This window comes from Mesorhizobium sp. M7A.F.Ca.CA.001.08.2.1 (assembly GCF_003998455.1).
Classification (GTDB): Bacteria; Pseudomonadota; Alphaproteobacteria; order Rhizobiales; family Rhizobiaceae; genus Mesorhizobium; species Mesorhizobium ciceri.
In genome coordinates, this window is sequence record NZ_RZPW01000070.1 from 1 (window position 1) to 13,763 (window position 13,763).

Below are 13,763 nucleotides of genomic sequence, written 5' to 3' on the forward strand. Positions count from 1 at the left end.
GCATAGAGTACTTTGGCACGCTGATAGCCTGAGGCTGCCGAAGTGGTCGGCAGCCTCAGGCTATCAGCGTGCCAAAGTACTCTATGCCATCGGCCGCGCCATGCAGCGGCATCAGCGCCTGTTCGCGGTGCTTGAGACCATCGACAACGGCAAGCCGATCCGCGAAAGCCGCGATATCGACGTGCCGCTGGCGATCCGCCATTTCATCCACCATGCCGGCTGGGCGCAGGCGCTGGACAGGGATTTCCCCGGCCATAGGGGTGTCGGCGTCGTCGGCCAGATTATCCCGTGGAACTTTCCGCTGCTGATGCTGGCCTGGAAGATCGCGCCGGCGCTCGCCGCCGGCTGCACCGTGGTGCTGAAGCCGGCCGAGTTCACGCCGCTGACCGCTATCCTATTCGCCGAGATTTGCGAGCGTGCCGGCGTGCCGAAGGGCGTCGTCAACATCGTCCAGGGCGGCCCTGAGGCCGGCGTCGCCATCGTCAACCATCCCGGCGTCCAGAAGATCGCCTTTACCGGTTCTTCCGAGGTCGGCAAGATCATCCGCAAGGCCACCGCCGGCTCGGGCAAGAAACTGTCGCTGGAGCTCGGCGGCAAATCGGCTTTCATCGTCTTCGAGGATGCCGATCTCGACAGCGCCGTCGAAGGCCTGGTCGACGGCATCTGGTTCAACCAGGGCCAGGTCTGCTGCGCCGGTTCGCGGCTCCTGGTGCAGGAAGGCATAGCCGACGCCCTGATCGCCAAGGTCAAGACGCGGATGAGCCGGCTGCGCGTCGGCAGCCCGCTCGACAAGAACACCGATATCGGCCCGCTGGTCGATCTGACCCAGCTCGAGCGCGTCAAGGGCCTGGTTGCCGAAGGCGCCAGACAGGGCGCTGTTTGCTGGCAGCCGGATGCCGGGCTGCCGTCCTCCGGCTACTACCATCTGCCGACGCTCGCCACAGGTGTTTCGCCGGCTAACATATTGGCGCAAGAAGAGGTGTTCGGCCCTGTTCTGGCGACCATGACCTTCCGCAACACCGAGGAAGCGATCGAGCTCGCCAACAACACGCGCTATGGCCTCGCCGCCTCGGTGTGGAGCGAGAACGTCAACCTTGCCCTGCACGTCGCGCCGCAATTGAAGGCCGGCGTGGTCTGGGTCAACGGCACCAACATGTTCGACGCCGCGTGTGGCTTCGGCGGCTACCGCGAGAGTGGTTTCGGTCGTGAGGGCGGGCGCGAGGGTATGTTCGAATATCTCACGGCAAAATTGCCGCTCGGCCCGGTCATCAAGCCGGCGACGATGTCGGCGCAACCGGTCGAGCAGGCCGACGGCGCGGCAATCGACCGTACGGCAAAGCTGTTCATCGGCGGCAAGCAGGTACGGCCGGACGGCAATTATTCGCTCGCCATCGCCACCGCCAAAGGCAAGCTTGCCGGCGAAGTTGGGCTCGGTAGCCGCAAGGATATCCGCGATGCCGTCTCCGCCGCCCGCGGTGCCAAGGCCTGGCCGGAGGCGACCGCCTATAACAGGTCCCAGGTGCTCTATTATCTGGCCGAGAACCTTTCCGGCCGCGCCGGCGAGTTCGCCGCCCGTCTCACCGAATTGACCGGCGCCACGCCCAAGGCCGCGCGGGAAGAGGTCGAACAATCCATCGAGCGGCTGTTCCTCTATGCCGGTCTGGCCGACAAATTCGAGGGCCGCGTGCACCAACCGCCCGCGCGTGCCGTGACATTGGCGCTGCACGAGCCGGTCGGCGTCGTCGGCATCGTCGCGCCGGATGCCTCGCCGCTGCTCGGCCTGATCTCGCTGATTGCACCCGCACTCGCGATGGGCAACACCGTGGTCGCAGTGCCGTCGGAGCGCTACCCGCTGCTGGCGACCGATCTTTACCAGGTCATCGAATATTCCGACATTCCCTCAGGCGCCATCAACATCGTCACCGGTCGCAGCGCCGAACTCGCCGGCGTGCTGGCCAAGCATGACGATGTCGACGGGCTTTGGGTGTTCGCCGATGCCGAGACCTGCGCCAAGGCGGAAGCCGAGTCCATCGGCAACCTCAAGCGCGTCTGGAGCGGCAATGGCCGCGGCATCGACTGGGCATCCGACCAAGCCGCCGGCGACGCCTTCCTGCGCCGCGCCGTCGAGGTCAAGAATGTCTGGGTGCCTTACGGCGATTGATGGCCTGCCGGTACTGTTCAGATCGTGTTCGGGCTTGACGCCCGGACAGATGTTCTTTAACGAGAAAAAACATCTTTATCAGTGAACGGTCAACGGCGCAGGCTGCACGATCACGCGTGACTGGCACATGACGCCTTGGCCAGCCGCAGGTAGACCCGGACTATCCCAGCGGACGAGGAGAACAGCATGGCGGATCTGGCAGGCAAGGTCGTTGTCGTCACGGCAGCGGCGCAAGGGATCGGCAAGGCGAGCGCACTGGCCTTCGCAAAAGCCGGCGCCATCGTCTACGCCACCGACATCAACGAGACGCTGCTGGCGGAACTCGCCAAGACGCCAGGGATCAAGACCCGCAAGCTGGACGTGCTCAACGACGAAGCCGTCAACGCCGCCTTTGCCGAGATCGGTGTCGTCGACGTGCTGTTCAATTGCGCCGGTTTCGTCCATTCGGGCTCGATCCTGGAGATGAAGGACGGCGACCTCGATTTCGCGCTGAACCTCAATGTCCGCGCCATGATCCGCACCAGCCGGGCCGTGCTGCCCGGCATGCTGGAACGCGGCGACGGATCGATCATCAACATGGCCTCGCTGGCCAGTTCCACCAAGGGCGTGCCCAACCGCTTCGTCTATGGCCTGACCAAGGCCGCGGTCATCGGCCTGACCAAGGCGATAGCCGCCGACTATGTCGGCAAGGGCATACGCTGCAACGCCATCTGCCCCGGCACGGTCGAGAGCCCGTCGCTGCAGGACCGCATGCACGCGCAAGGCGACTATGATGCCGCCCGCGCCGCCTTCATCGCCCGCCAGCCGATGGGCCGGCTCGGCACGCCGGAGGAAATCGCCGATCTGGCCGTCTACCTGGCCGGCGCCACGTACACGTCCGGGCAGGCCTACAATATCGACGGCGGCTGGTCGATCTGACTGCGGAAATCTTGCGTGGGCCGGACGATCTGGCCCGTTGCCGGCGTTTAACAGGGGATCGAACAGTCTGAAAATCCCGCGCGCCGGCTATCTTGTATGGCGATCGCGCTTGTCCGTAGTCAGGTCGGTGGGTACGGTCCGCCGGTTCCTTGAAGGAGCAATCGCCTTGGCGGAAAGTTTGCAAAAGGCCACGAGGCCGCAATCAGGAGAAGGATTTAGATGAAACTGCTGCGCTATGGCGAGGTGGGAAGCGAACGTCCCGGCCTGCTCGATGCGGATGGAACGATCCGTGATCTCTCCGCTCACGTCACCGATATCGGCGGCAAGGCACTCGATCCGGCATCGCTGGCAGCACTCGCCAAGCTAGATCCGAAGTCGCTGCCGGCGGTTTCCGGCAGCCCGCGCCTCGGCGCCTGCGTTGCCGGCACGGGCAAGTTCATCTGTATCGGCCTGAACTATTCCGACCACGCCGCCGAGACCGGCGCCACCGTGCCGCCGGAGCCGATCATCTTCATGAAGGCGAGCTCGGCCATTGTCGGCCCGGATGACGACGTGCTGATCCCGCGCGGCTCGGAGAAGACCGACTGGGAAGTCGAGCTGGCCGTGGTCATCGGCAAAACCGCCAAATATGTCAGCGAAGCCGACGCGCTCGACTATGTCGCCGGCTATAGCGTCGCCCACGACGTCTCAGAGCGCGCCTTCCAGGCCGAGCGGCAGGGCCAGTGGACCAAGGGCAAGAGCTGCGACACATTCGGCCCGACCGGCCCATGGCTGGTGACCAAGGACGAAGTGGCCGACCCGCAGAACCTCAAAATGTGGCTGACCGTCAACGGCAAGACGATGCAGAACGGCTCGACCAAGACCATGGTCTATGGCGTCAAGTATCTGGTGTCCTATCTCAGCCAGTTCATGTCGCTGCATCCCGGCGACATCATCTCCACTGGCACGCCGCCCGGCGTCGGGCTGGGCATGAAGCCGCCGGTGTTCTTGAAGGCCGGCGATGTGGTGGAGCTGGGCATTGAAGGCCTGGGGCAGCAGAAGCAGACGTTCAAGGCGGACGTTTAGGCAGTACATTTCGGGGTCGGCGCTGCCCCCTCATCCGGCCGCTTCGCGGCCACCTTCTCCCCGCTGGGGAGAAGAGACTGGCGTCGGCGCTGACAATCTCCTCTCCCCTCGGGGAGAGGTCAGCCGAGCGAAGCGGAGGCTGGGTGAGGGGGCTGCGCCGGCGTATCTACTTCAGCACCTTCCCATCCGCACCAAACCGATACGTCTTCGCCGGATCCGGCGTCGCATACAGCGTGGCACCCGGCTCGGCATCGTAAACACCAAAAATCCGCACGGTGATCAGCCCGGCCTTCTCGCAGTCGAGATAGAGGTTGGTGTCGGCGCCGAGATGCTCGGCGTGCACCACCGTTCCCTTCCAGGAGCCGGATTTCGGGTCGACGGTCAGATGTTCCGGCCGCACGCCGATGGTCCTGGCGGTTTCGCCGAGACGGGCGCCGTCGACGAAATTCATCTTCGGTGAGCCGATGAAGCCGGCGACGAACTCATTTGCCGGCGAATTGTAGAGCTCCATCGGGCCACCGATCTGCTCGATTTTCCCTGCGTTGAGCACCACGATCTTGTCGGCCAGGGTCATCGCCTCGACTTGGTCGTGGGTGACGTAGATCATCGTCGCCTTCAGCCGGCGGTGCAATTGCGCGATCTCGAGCCGCGTGTTGACACGCAGCGCGGCATCGAGGTTCGACAGCGGCTCGTCGAACAGAAACAGCTTCGGCTCGCGCACCACGGCGCGGCCGATGGCGACGCGCTGACGCTGGCCGCCGGAGAGTTCGGCCGGCCGCCTTTCGAGATAGGGCTCCAGCGACAGCATCGACGAGGCGATGCCGATGCGGCGCTCGATCTCCGGGGTCGGCGTGCCGGCCTGCTTGAGGCCGAGGCCCATATTGTTCTTCACCGTCAGATGCGGATAGAGCGCATAGGTCTGGAACACCATGGCGATGCCGCGCTTGGCCGGCGGCGTGGCCGAAACGTCCGCGCCATCGATGACGACGCGGCCCGAGGTCGAATCCTCCAGTCCGGCGATGACCCTGAGCAGGGTCGACTTGCCGCAGCCGGACGGCCCGACGAAAACGACGAACTCGCCGTCGTTCACTTCGAGGTTGATGCCCTTCAGCACCTCGACCGGCCCAAAGGCCTTCTTCACGTTCTCGATGTTCAGCGAGCCCACGGCTTCGTCCCTGTTCTAGAGTTTGACGGCGGCGCCACTGCGCACGCTCTCGTCGGCGGCAAGGCAGACGGCGAGCGATTTGACCGCGTCGTCCATATGTTTGGTGAGATCGAGATCCTCGCGGATTGCCTTCAGCACGAAGGCCTGTTCGAGGTCGCAGAGGTCCTGATGGCCGGGTTCGCCCTCCATCGACAACATCTCGTCTGGCTTGGCGAACTTGCCGTCCGCGCCGGTCGCCGCATTGTGCAGGCGGATGGTCGAGGTCTTGGTGTGGGTGTCGATGTCATCGGACTTCACACCTTCCTTCATGACGATCGACACGCAGCCATTGGGCGAGATGACGTCCTTCACGAAGAAGGCGGTTTCCGAAATCATCGGCCCCCAGCCGGCCTCATACCAGCCGACCGAACCGTCATCGAACAGCACCTGCAAGTGGCCGTAATTGTACATCGAGGGCGCGACCTCGTCGGTCAGCCGCACGCCCATGCCGCGCACTTCCACGGGCTTCGCATCGGTGATCTGCAGCATGACGTCGAGATAGTGCACGCCGCAATCGACGATCGGCGAGGTCGTCTGCATCAACTGCTTGTGCGTCTCCCAGGTATGGCCCGAGGATTGCTGGTTGAGGTTCATGCGGAAGACGTAGGGGCCGCCGAGCTTGCGCGCTTCGGCGATGAGCCTGATCCAGGACGGGTGATGGCGCAGGATGTAGCCGATCACCAGCTTCCTGCCGTTGGCCTTGGCCGCCGCGACGACGCGCCTGGCATCGGCCACCGTCGTTGCCAGCGGCTTTTCGACGAAGACGTGGCAACCGGCCTCGAACGCCTTCACCGCATAGTCGGCATGGCTGTCGGAATAGGTGGCGATGCAGGCGACATCGGGCTTTTCGTCACGCAATGCCTCGTCGAAGGAGCGCCTGATGCCGTAACCCGACAGCCCGTCCGGCAGCGGCACGTCGGAGCGATTGATCAGCGCCGCGATCTGGAAACCTGGATTGGTATGGTAGGCCAGCGCATGGCTGCGGCCCATATTGCCGAGGCCGGCGACGACGACACGCAGGGGTTGGGCCATTTCAATTCGCCTTTTCTTGCCTGCGGGCTGCGAGAGCCACCATCACCTGTGGCTCACATTCATCTGCGACCCGCAGGGCTGCTTCTTCGCTGTCACACCGGGACAAAAGTCGAAAGCCATAGGCATCAACTCCGTCCTTGATCAGTGAAAGCCTCTGATCATCAGGCAAGGGATGCTCAAGGTTGAGCGCCTGCTCGAACGCTTTCGACTGCTCGTCTTCCATCTGGGAATTGACGCGCCAACGAATGTGACAATTGTATTCCTTCGGCCGGCGCTCCGGCCCAAGCCGTGCAAACCAGACAGCAGCGTTGATATAGAATTGCGGACCCCAGGAAGACTTCTGAAGGTTCAGCACACAGATCGTCTCCGGCCCCTCTCGGTAGAAATTTTTGGCGCGAACGCCCCGGAATCCATAGTGGCTCGCTGTCTCGACGAGGGCCTGTACGATAGCTTCTTCCCCGCCGCTCACTTCACCGCTCCGGAAGTAATGCCGCGGATCAACTGCCGCGAGAAGATGACGTAGAGGATCAGCACCGGCATGATCGCCAGCGACAGCGCCGCCAGGATAGCGTTCCAGTTGGTGACGAACTGGCCGAGGAAGAGCTGCGCGCCGAGCGTCACCGTCTTGGTTTCTTCCGACGGCGCCAGGATCAGCGGGAACCACAGGTCATTCCAGATCGGGATCATGGTGAAGACGGCGACGGTTGCCATCGAGGGCCTGACCAGCGGCAGCACCAGGCGGAAGAAGATGGTGTATTCCGACAGGCCGTCGATGCGGCCGGCATTCTTCAGATCGTCGGACACCTGCTTCATGAACTCCGACAGGATGAACACGGCAAGCGGCAGGCCTTGCGCGGTGTAGACCAGGATCAGCGCCGTCAGCGTGTTGACCAGCCCGCTCGCCACCATCAATTGCAGGATGGCGACGGTGCCCAGCCGGATCGGGATCATGATGCCGAGCGCCAGATAGAGGCCCATCAGCGAGTTGCCGCGGAAGCGGTATTCCGACAGCGCGAACGCCGCCATGGCGCCGAACAGGAGCACGAGGAACAGGGAGGCGACGGTGACGACGAGGCTGTTCTGGAAATAGTGGATGAAGTCGCCCTGGCCGATGACGGTGGTGTAGCCGATCAGGTCGAAGGTTTTGGGCGTCGGCGGCGTCAGCGGCGCGCCGAAGATGCCGGCGCGGGACTTGAACGAGTTCATGATCACCAGGATCACCGGAAACAGCGCGATCACCGTGTAGGTCAACAGGATCGCATGGGCGCCGATGGTGCGGGGCACGGAACGGGTGGCGGTGCTCATCTCTCGGCCCCTCAGAACTGGTAGCGACGCAGGCGCGTCTGGACGAGAAAGAGATAGACGCAGACGCCGCCGAGGATGATCAGGAACATCATCGTGGCGATCGCCGCGCCCATATTGGGGTCGCCGACCTGCAGCTGGAAGCCGAAGAAGGCGCGGTAGAGGAAAGTGCCGAGAATATCGGTCGAATAGTTCGGCCCGGCGAGCGCGCCTTGCGCGGTGTAGATCAGGTCGAAGGCGTTGAAATTGCCGACGAAGGTGAGGATCGAGATGATGCCGATCGACGGCAGGATCAGCGGCAGCTTGATCTTCCAGAACTGCGCCAGGCCGGTGATGCCATCGCATTCGGCGGCCTCGATCACCTCTTCGGGGATCGACAGCAGGGCGGCGTAGATCAGCATCATCGGGATGCCGACGAACTGCCACACCGAAATCAGGCTGAGTGCGGTGAGCGCATATTGTTCCTTGCCGAGCCATGGCGTGAACAGGCTTTTCAGACCGACGAGATCCATCAGATGCGGCGCTACGCCCCACAACGGGGACAGGATCAGCTTCCAGGCGAAACCGACGATGACGAAGGACAGGATGGTCGGCACGAAGATCGCCGTGCGGTAGAAGGCCGCGAACCTCAGCCTCGGGCTGGACAGAAGCGCGGCCAGCATAACGCCGATCGGGTTCTGCACCAGCATGTGGATGATAAAGAACCAGGTGTTGTTCCTCAGCGCGTTCCAGAAACCCACCGACCAGTTGGGATCGCCGAACAGCATGCGGAAGTTTTCCAGCCCGACGAAGACCTGGTGCTGCTCGATGTTGCGGAACAGCGAGAGCTGCAGCGTGCCGGCGAGCGGCAGGATCATGATTGCCGTGTAGACAAGCACCGCCGGCGCCAGGAAGACGCCTATATGCCAGCGGAACGGTCTTTTCGGTCTGATATCTGCGGCCATGAGTTCGGTCCCCGCCGTCTCTCGGTTCCAAAGGGTATCGATCTAGATGATGCCTCGATGCACGGCCCGACCATTCCTGCCGATGCGGCAGGAACAAAGGCCTGCGACTGATCAGCTAGCCTTCCCCGAAGAGAGGGTAAGGCCGGGAGGCGGTGCCGACAATCGCAATCTGAATAGGCGCACTTTGAATGAGGTAGTCCGGAACCGGCCAGGCGTGCGCCGGCCGGTTCCATTACCTGAGCTCTTACTTGGCCGGATGGTACCAGCTGTCGAGGCCGGTCTGCAGCTTCTTGGCCGCCGCTTCCGGCGTATCGGTGCCGTTGATGACGTTGGCCGATTCAACCCAGGTCTCGTTCTCGAGGTTCGGCGTGCCGCGCGACAGGATCTGGTAGGTCGAGCGGATCGTCGACTTGCACTTGCCGCGCCAGGAGACGAATTCCTGCGCCAGCGGGTCTTCCATCTTCACCGGCGAGGAGTTCAGGCTGAAGAAGCCCGGCAGTGCGTTGGCGTAGATGGTGGCGAAATCCGGCGAGGCGACCCAGGACAGGAAGGTCTTGGCCGCATCGGCGTTCTTCGAAGCCGCATTCAGGCCCATGCCGATATCGGTATGGTCGGAGATGTAGCAGGTGTCACCGGCCTTCTCGACCGGCGGCGGGAAGGCGCCCATCTTGAACTGCGCCTGGGTGTTGAACAGGCCGATCTCCCACGAGCCGGCCGGGTAGATGGCGGCGCGGCCGAGCGTAAACAGGTTCTGGCTGTCCGGATAGGTCTGCGCCTCGAAGCCATCGCCGAGATAAGGCTTCCACTTGGCCAGTTCCTCATACGGCGCGACCCAGTCCTTGTCGGTCAGCTTCTGATCGCCCTTGATCAGTGCTGCGCGGCCATCTTCGCCCTTCCAGTAGTTGGGGCCGATGTTCTGGTAGCCCATGGTCGCGGCTTCCCAGAGATCCTTGGTGCCCATCGCCATCGGGATGTAGGTGCCGTCGGCCTTGATCTTGTCGAGCGCGGCGAAGAACTCGTCGCGGGTCTCCGGCACCTTGATGCCGAGCTTGTCGAAGGCGTCCTTGTTGTAGATGAAGCCGTGGATGACCGAAGCCATCGGCACGCAGAAGCTCGCCTTGCCGTCGTCGGTCTGCCAGGCGGACTTGGCCACCGGCGAAAAGTTCTCCATGCCGGGCAGCGCCGAGAGATCGGCAAGGTTGCCCTTCTTGAACAGCTCAAGCGACTTGTCGAACGGGCGGCAGGTGATCAGGTCGCCCGCCGAGCCGGCGGCGAGCTTGGCGCCGAGCGCGGCGTCATATTCGGTCGGAGCCGAGGGTGCGAACACGACCTTGATGCCCGGGTTCTTGGCTTCGAAAGCCGGGATCAGCTTGTCCTTCCAGATGGCAAGGTCGTCGCCGCGCCAGCTTTCGATGTTAAGCGTTACGTCGTCGGCATAGGCAACCCCGGCCGAGCCGAGAATGCTGGTGCCCAAAAGCAGTGCCGTCAGTAGTTTCGTTGTCATGCTCAGTCTCCCTGTTGACCTTTTTCAGGTTCGGTTTTGATGAGAACAGAGGCTTTTGAGCCCTTGCTCCCCTCTATAGCGGAAAGGGCCGGCCGCAACTTCTGGCCGGCCTCTTCCAGTATCTTCTGCGCCGCGTCAGTGCTGTCGGCGCCGGCGGCGAGCAGAATGGCGGTCTTAACCGCGCCGCCGCTCTTTTCGAGCAGGCGGGCCGCTTCGTCCGTGCCGCGGCCGCTGACGACGGCGACGATGCGCGCCGCGCGGTCGCGCAGCTTGATGTTGTCGGCCATGAGATTGACCATGTAGCCGTCATGCACATGGCCGAGATGGATGGCGGTCAGCGTCGACAGCATGTTGAGCGCGATCTTCTGGGCAGTGCCGGCGCCCATGCGCGTGGAGCCGGCGATCAGTTCCGGCGGCGTTTCGAGCAGGATGGCGGTTTGTGCCTGGCGCAGCAGCGCAGAGTCCCTGTTGTTGGCGATGCCGATGGTGGCAGCGCCGCGGCGGGCAGCCTCCTGGATGGCCCGCACGGCATAGGGCGTCGTGCCGCTGGCGGAAATGGCGATCAGGCAGTCGCCCTTGCCGAGGCCGGCCTCGGCGACCGCTGCCGCGGCTTCCTCGGTATCGTCTTCCGGCCCGCCGGCCAGCGTGCGGAAAGCGTCGTCGCCGCCGGCGATGAGGATGGCGATGCGGTCGCGGTGAATGCCGAAGGTGCCCGGCAGCTCCAGCGCATCGGCCAGTGCCATCAGGCCTGAGCTGCCGGCCGCGGCGTAGGCAAGCTTGCCGCCGCCCTTCAGCCTGCCGGCGATGATCTCGGCGGCCCTGGCGATGGATGGAATGGCATGGCGCACCACCTTGGCGGCTTCGATCTGCGCATCGGCCAAATAGGAAAGGATGGCGTCCGGAGGCTGGATATCCAGCCCCTCGGCATTTTTGTGAAGCGCTTCGGTGCGCGTTTCGGCCATCCCGGTTCCTCCAATACCAGAACAATACCAAAAAAATACCACTTGTCCACACGCATTAACGAATTCGCGGGCCGGAAATCGCTGAGCGGCCGAAATACGCAGATTTTTCAATAAAATACGGCTTAAACTTTTTGAAACGGAAATTAACCCTTGGCTATTGGTATTTTATTGGTATTATCCGCCCGGAGGAGAAATCAACGTGAATTTCGTGCTCGGAATCGATGGCGGCGGCACCAGCTGCAGGGCCGCCCTGGCAACGGCGGACGGCACGGTGATCGGCCGCGCCAAAAGCGGCGCCGCCAACATCCGCACCGACCTGACCGGCGCCCGCTCGAACATCGTCGAGGCCGCCAGGCAGGCGTTCCTCGTCGCCGGGCAGGATCCGGAACTGATCCCGCGAACGCCCGCAATTCTCGGCCTTGCCGGCGCCAATGTCGGCACCTACCGGCAGCAGCTCGAGGCGATCCTGCCATTCAGCATCAGCCGCGTCGAGACCGACGCCGAAATCGCGCTGGAAGGCGCTGTCGGCGCCGGTGACGGCGCCATGGCGATCCTCGGCACCGGCACCGCCTATATGGCGCGCAGACAAGGCAAATCGCGCGCCATCGGCGGCTGGGGCTTCCAGGTTGGCGACCAGGGCAGCGGCGCCCGTATCGGCCGCGACCTGCTCGAACAGACACTGCTTGCCTATGACGGCGTCCGCGCGGGCTCGCCGCTGACGCAGAGCATGCTGGCCGTCTTCCGCAACAACCCGGAGGATGTCGTCGAATTCACCACCAATGCCAAGCCCGGCGATTTCGGCGGCTTCGCACCCAAGGTGTTCGAACACGCCGAGAAGGGCGACAGCGTCGCCAACTGGATCCTCGACAGGGTGGTTGCCGATGTCGAAGCCTCGCTCGGCGCGCTCGATCTCGCCGACGACGCGCCGCTGTGCCTTCTCGGCGGGCTGGCGCCGCTCTACGCGCCGCGCCTGTCTGCCCGCTACCGGGCGCTGCTGAAGCCGCCGCTCGACGACGCGCTGGGCGGCGCGGTGCAGATGGCGGTTCGCCTTTTCGCCGGACACGCGGAGGCAACTCGATGAGCGAGGCCGCCGACCAGATCTTCGCCACGCTGAAACATCAGGCGCAAAGCGGCGCGCCGCTTTATCTGCAGCTGCGCAAGAGCATCGAGGACGCGGTCAATCGCGGCCTGATCGGGCCGGGCGACGCGCTGCCCTCCGAGCGCGACATCGCCACCAAGGCCGATATTTCGCGGGTCACCGTGCGCAAGGCGGTGCAGGATCTGGTCAAGGGCGGCATCCTGGTGCAGCGCCACGGCTCCGGCACCTTCGTGGCGCCGCGCATGGAGCGTGTCGAACAGTCGCTGTCGCGGCTGACCTCGTTTACCGAGGACATGGCGCGGCGCGGCATGGTGGTGCGTTCGGCATGGCTCGACCGCGGCCTTTACGCACCTTCGCCCGACGAAATGATGGTGCTCGGCCTGTCGTCGGACGAACTGGTGGCGCGCGTGGCGCGCCTGCGCATTGCCAACGACACGCCGCTGGCGATCGAGCGGGCCTCGCTGTCGGCCAGCGTGTTGCCCGACCCGGCCGACATAGGCTCCTCGCTCTATGCCGCGCTGGAATTGACCGGCAATCGGCCGGTGCGGGCGGTGCAGCGCATTTCCGCCGCCAATCTCGGCGACAGCGACGCGCGCCTGCTCGAAGTGCCGCCAGGCATTGCCGGCCTGCACATCGAACGTATTTCCTATCTGGCGAGCGGCAAGGTGATCGAATTCACCCGCTCTATCTACCGGGGCGACGCCTATGATTTCGTCGCCGAACTGCGGCTGACAGGGCCGAGCGAAGAGGGCCGACCATGAGCACGACAGAGCCGACCATGTCGACAGAGATGACCCATATGCGGCGCGAGATCGAGGAGGTCCCACAGGCCGTCGCCCGCCTGCTCGACGGCTCCGGCGCCGTGCTGACCGAAGCCGGGCGCGGCATCCGTGAACGCGACCCGCAGTTCGTCGTCACCGTGGCGCGCGGCTCATCCGACCATGCCGCCACCTTCATGAAATACGCCGTCGAGCTGACCGCAGGCCTGGCCGTCGCATCGGTCGGGCCGTCGATCGCCTCGATCTATGGCCGCAAGCTCAGGCTCGCCGGCTCGGCCTGCCTGGCGATCTCGCAGTCGGGCAAGAGCCCCGACATCGTCGCCATGGCCGAAACCGCGCGGGCGGGAGGCGCGCTGACCGTCGCCATCACCAACACCGCCGATTCGCCGCTGGCGCGTGCCTCGGACTATGCTATCGATATCCTGGCCGGCCCCGAGCGCAGCGTCGCGGCCACCAAGACCTTCATCAATTCGGCCGTCGCCGGCCTCGCTCTGATGGCGCATGCCACCGGCGACGATGCGCTACTGGCGGCGCTTGCCCGCCTGCCGGAGCATTTCGGCAAGGCGATCGCCTGCGACTGGATGAGCGTGCTCTCTGAGACGATCGAGAAGCAGAAGTCGTTGTTCATCCTCGGCCGCGGACCGTCGGCGGCGATGGCCAATGAGGCTGCGCTGAAATTCAAGGAGACCTGCGGCATGCATGCGGAAGCCTACAGCGCCGCCGAGGTCATGCATGGCCCGCTGGCGCTGGTCGGCCCTGATTTTCCGGTGCTGGCGCTGGCCGCGCGCGACGC

Annotated in this window: 13 protein-coding genes; 6 read left to right on the plus strand and 7 right to left on the minus strand. The window is 64.2% G+C overall.

Annotated features, from left to right (window positions below; all coding sequences use genetic code 11):
• The 3 genes from EN914_RS06795 to EN914_RS06805 form a co-directional block, all read left to right on the plus strand.
• A partial coding sequence (locus tag EN914_RS06795; protein WP_127389032.1) for an aldehyde dehydrogenase family protein occupies nucleotides 1–2,161 on the plus strand: 2,161 nt, incomplete at its 5' end.
• Nucleotides 2,162–2,347: 186 nt separating this feature from the next.
• Nucleotides 2,348–3,079, plus strand: coding sequence for an SDR family oxidoreductase (locus EN914_RS06800; RefSeq protein WP_013528567.1), 732 nt, complete (start codon nucleotides 2,348–2,350; stop codon nucleotides 3,077–3,079).
• Between the two features lie 219 nt (nucleotides 3,080–3,298).
• Nucleotides 3,299–4,144, plus strand: a complete 846-nt coding sequence (locus EN914_RS06805) for a fumarylacetoacetate hydrolase family protein (protein ID WP_024502142.1) — start codon at nucleotides 3,299–3,301, stop codon at nucleotides 4,142–4,144.
• A gap of 166 nt (nucleotides 4,145–4,310) precedes the next feature.
• On the opposite strand, the gene EN914_RS06810 is transcribed toward EN914_RS06805, so the two are convergent.
• The 7 genes from EN914_RS06810 to EN914_RS06840 all read right to left on the minus strand — a co-directional run bounded on the left by EN914_RS06810 (nucleotide 4,311) and on the right by EN914_RS06840 (nucleotide 11,092).
• Nucleotides 4,311–5,309, minus strand: coding sequence for an ABC transporter ATP-binding protein (locus EN914_RS06810; RefSeq protein ID WP_024502143.1), 999 nt, complete (start codon nucleotides 5,307–5,309; stop codon nucleotides 4,311–4,313).
• Nucleotides 5,310–5,324: 15 nt separating this feature from the next.
• The gene (locus EN914_RS06815) at nucleotides 5,325–6,380 is read right to left on the minus strand and encodes a Gfo/Idh/MocA family protein (RefSeq protein ID WP_024502144.1); all 1,056 of its coding nucleotides are present in this window, start codon (nucleotides 6,378–6,380) and stop codon (nucleotides 5,325–5,327) included.
• A gap of 1 nt (nucleotide 6,381) precedes the next feature.
• Nucleotides 6,382–6,849, minus strand: coding sequence for a DUF4304 domain-containing protein (locus tag EN914_RS06820; RefSeq protein WP_024502145.1), 468 nt, complete (start codon nucleotides 6,847–6,849; stop codon nucleotides 6,382–6,384).
• Nucleotides 6,846–7,685, minus strand: a complete 840-nt coding sequence (locus EN914_RS06825; protein ID WP_013528572.1) for a carbohydrate ABC transporter permease — start codon at nucleotides 7,683–7,685, stop codon at nucleotides 6,846–6,848. The genes EN914_RS06820 and EN914_RS06825 overlap by 4 nt, the downstream gene beginning before the upstream one ends.
• An 11-nt stretch (nucleotides 7,686–7,696) precedes the next feature.
• Nucleotides 7,697–8,626: a carbohydrate ABC transporter permease gene (locus tag EN914_RS06830; protein WP_013528573.1), complete on the minus strand. Its 930-nt coding sequence runs from the start codon at nucleotides 8,624–8,626 to the stop codon at nucleotides 7,697–7,699.
• 244 nt (nucleotides 8,627–8,870) lie between these two features.
• Nucleotides 8,871–10,130: an ABC transporter substrate-binding protein gene (locus EN914_RS06835; protein ID WP_024502146.1), complete on the minus strand. Its 1,260-nt coding sequence runs from the start codon at nucleotides 10,128–10,130 to the stop codon at nucleotides 8,871–8,873.
• A gap of 2 nt (nucleotides 10,131–10,132) precedes the next feature.
• A complete protein-coding gene (locus EN914_RS06840) occupies nucleotides 10,133–11,092 on the minus strand; it encodes an N-acetylmuramic acid 6-phosphate etherase (RefSeq protein WP_024502147.1) in 960 nt (319 codons plus the stop codon).
• Between the two features lie 199 nt (nucleotides 11,093–11,291).
• Between EN914_RS06840 and EN914_RS06845 the strand changes: the two genes are divergently transcribed.
• The 3 genes from EN914_RS06845 to EN914_RS06855 all read left to right on the plus strand — a co-directional run.
• On the plus strand, nucleotides 11,292–12,173 hold the full coding sequence (locus tag EN914_RS06845) for an N-acetylglucosamine kinase (protein ID WP_013528576.1): 882 nt from the start codon (nucleotides 11,292–11,294) through the stop codon (nucleotides 12,171–12,173).
• Entirely contained in the window at nucleotides 12,170–12,952 is a 783-nt protein-coding gene (locus EN914_RS06850) for a GntR family transcriptional regulator (RefSeq protein WP_013528577.1), read from the plus strand. The genes EN914_RS06845 and EN914_RS06850 overlap by 4 nt, the downstream gene beginning before the upstream one ends.
• A 17-nt stretch (nucleotides 12,953–12,969) precedes the next feature.
• On the plus strand, nucleotides 12,970–13,763 hold a 794-nt coding region (locus EN914_RS06855; RefSeq protein ID WP_164778669.1), incomplete at its 3' end, for an SIS domain-containing protein.

Coding starts and splice junctions, on each gene's coding strand:
- EN914_RS06800 (WP_013528567.1), top strand. CDS start 2,348: ATGGCGGATCTGGCAGGCAAGGTCGTTGTCGTCACGGCAGCGGCGCAA.
- EN914_RS06805 (WP_024502142.1), top strand. CDS start 3,299: ATGAAACTGCTGCGCTATGGCGAGGTGGGAAGCGAACGTCCCGGCCTG.
- EN914_RS06815 (WP_024502144.1), bottom strand. CDS start 6,380: ATGGCCCAACCCCTGCGTGTCGTCGTCGCCGGCCTCGGCAATATGGGC.
- EN914_RS06825 (WP_013528572.1), bottom strand. CDS start 7,685: ATGAGCACCGCCACCCGTTCCGTGCCCCGCACCATCGGCGCCCATGCG.
- EN914_RS06830 (WP_013528573.1), bottom strand. CDS start 8,626: ATGGCCGCAGATATCAGACCGAAAAGACCGTTCCGCTGGCATATAGGC.
- EN914_RS06835 (WP_024502146.1), bottom strand. CDS start 10,130: ATGACAACGAAACTACTGACGGCACTGCTTTTGGGCACCAGCATTCTC.
- EN914_RS06840 (WP_024502147.1), bottom strand. CDS start 11,092: ATGGCCGAAACGCGCACCGAAGCGCTTCACAAAAATGCCGAGGGGCTG.
- EN914_RS06850 (WP_013528577.1), top strand. CDS start 12,170: ATGAGCGAGGCCGCCGACCAGATCTTCGCCACGCTGAAACATCAGGCG.